1 protein-coding gene is annotated in these 1,519 nt (G+C 57.6%); it reads right to left on the bottom strand.

The window, feature by feature from the left end; genetic code table 11:
- The coding region (locus AB4Z11_RS31340) for a phospholipase D-like domain-containing protein (RefSeq protein ID WP_442030033.1) at nt 1-1,224 on the bottom strand (1,224 nt) is incomplete at its 3' end.
- Nucleotides 1,225-1,519 lie beyond the last annotated feature (295 nt).

The following is a 1,519-nucleotide window of genomic DNA, read 5'->3' as shown; positions in this document are numbered from 1 at the left end:
GTCCTGCAGGCGGGATTTAAATTCCTCGTTGACGCCGAAGGCAAGCGTAATGCAGGCAAGGTCTTTGGCGCTGTCCAGCAGTTCGGCGTACATCTTCAGAACGTCCAGCTTTTCGCGCGGGCTGAAGATGGGCGTGGCGCCCTTCGGGAAGTCGCTCCATTTCAGCGGCGCGGAGTCGATGCCTTGAATGGAGGTACGCAGGTCTTCGTTCTTCTTGCGGACATCTACATTGCTGTCGCCGTCGCGGCCACCAGGGTCGCCGGACAGCAGCTCCCAATATTCGGCGAACTTCGCGGCCACGTCGCGGTCGCGCACCCATTGGCCGACGTTGGCGTGTCCGTGGATGGCGCCCATCGACAGGTTGGTGGAACCGGTCCATACCGCGCCAGGCGTTTCGTTATGCCCCTTCAGCAGCACCATGAACTTGTTGTGCTGGATCGCGGTGCGGCGCGCTTCGCGGAGAATGATGTCCGCATGCGGCAGCCCGGCCTTTTCGATGGCATCCAGATTCGCCTTGCGCGGGAAGGCTTTGTCGTTCGCCTTGGCGTCGACAATGATCTGTAGCTTGACGCCTCGCTCTTCGGCCTGGCGCAGCGCGTTCAGCACCGGGAGGTAGTGGAACTCATAGAAGCAGCAGAGCAGCGTATCGCCGTGGCGGGCTTCAGCGATGAACTTCAGCATGGCTTCGTCGAGWTCGCGGCTTAGCCAGGCCAGCGCTTCCCGGGCTTTTTTATGTTCGCCATTATGTTCAAGATCGTCCGGACTCTGGTTGCCGAATTTGCGCTGGTAGGCCTGGCTGCTGGCCACACCGCGATTAAAGAAGACGTCGTACTCATGCTTCGAGAATGATGGTTCGGTTTCCACCGCTACCGGTATCGGCTTGGCGTCGCGGTCCAGTGCCTTTGGCGAGCCTTTCAGCGGATGGAAGTAGTAGACGTATTTGTGTCCTGGCTTGGCGGTGAAGTCGTCATAGACAAAGCTTTGCACCGGCTGGTCGTGCGTCGATACTGCGAGATCGGGCGCGGCCTCGGGATAGATTGAAGGAAAGACCTTGAAGCCGTACAGAAAATAGCGCTCGTCCTCGTCGACATCATGGCGCTCGATGGCAAAACCGAGCAATCCCCTGGTATCGGCCTCGCGAAAATCGATGGCGAAGCTGATGGTGTTGGTGCCGGTGACTGCGTAGACCTGGTAGCCGCCGTGTTTGTCCGATCTGAATCGCATGGGACGCTCCTGCCGACGAGAAAGGGACCTCCTGTATATCGCCGTGCAGATATGCCAGTCAACGCCGCACCGCAAAAATATAAAGCTTGAATCTGCGCGGATTTGTGCCGTCGCTGTGAGGCCGGTAACAGAGCTAGCGGTATGGAAGCCGGGCGTTGAGCTATGCCTGTTCAATATGAGTGTGTTTAAAAAAGCCATACGTCATCCAGTCCGCTTCTGCTTATATTGTTATCGATAACTAACGCCACTCAAAAGAGGGGGAGACAGATGAGGCATTGGACCATAGTAGCTATGG

Source organism: Pseudoduganella sp. RAF53_2, from assembly GCF_052113985.1.
Classification (GTDB): domain Bacteria; phylum Pseudomonadota; class Gammaproteobacteria; order Burkholderiales; family Burkholderiaceae_D; genus Rugamonas.
This window is presented reverse-complemented; position numbering and strand designations above follow the sequence as displayed.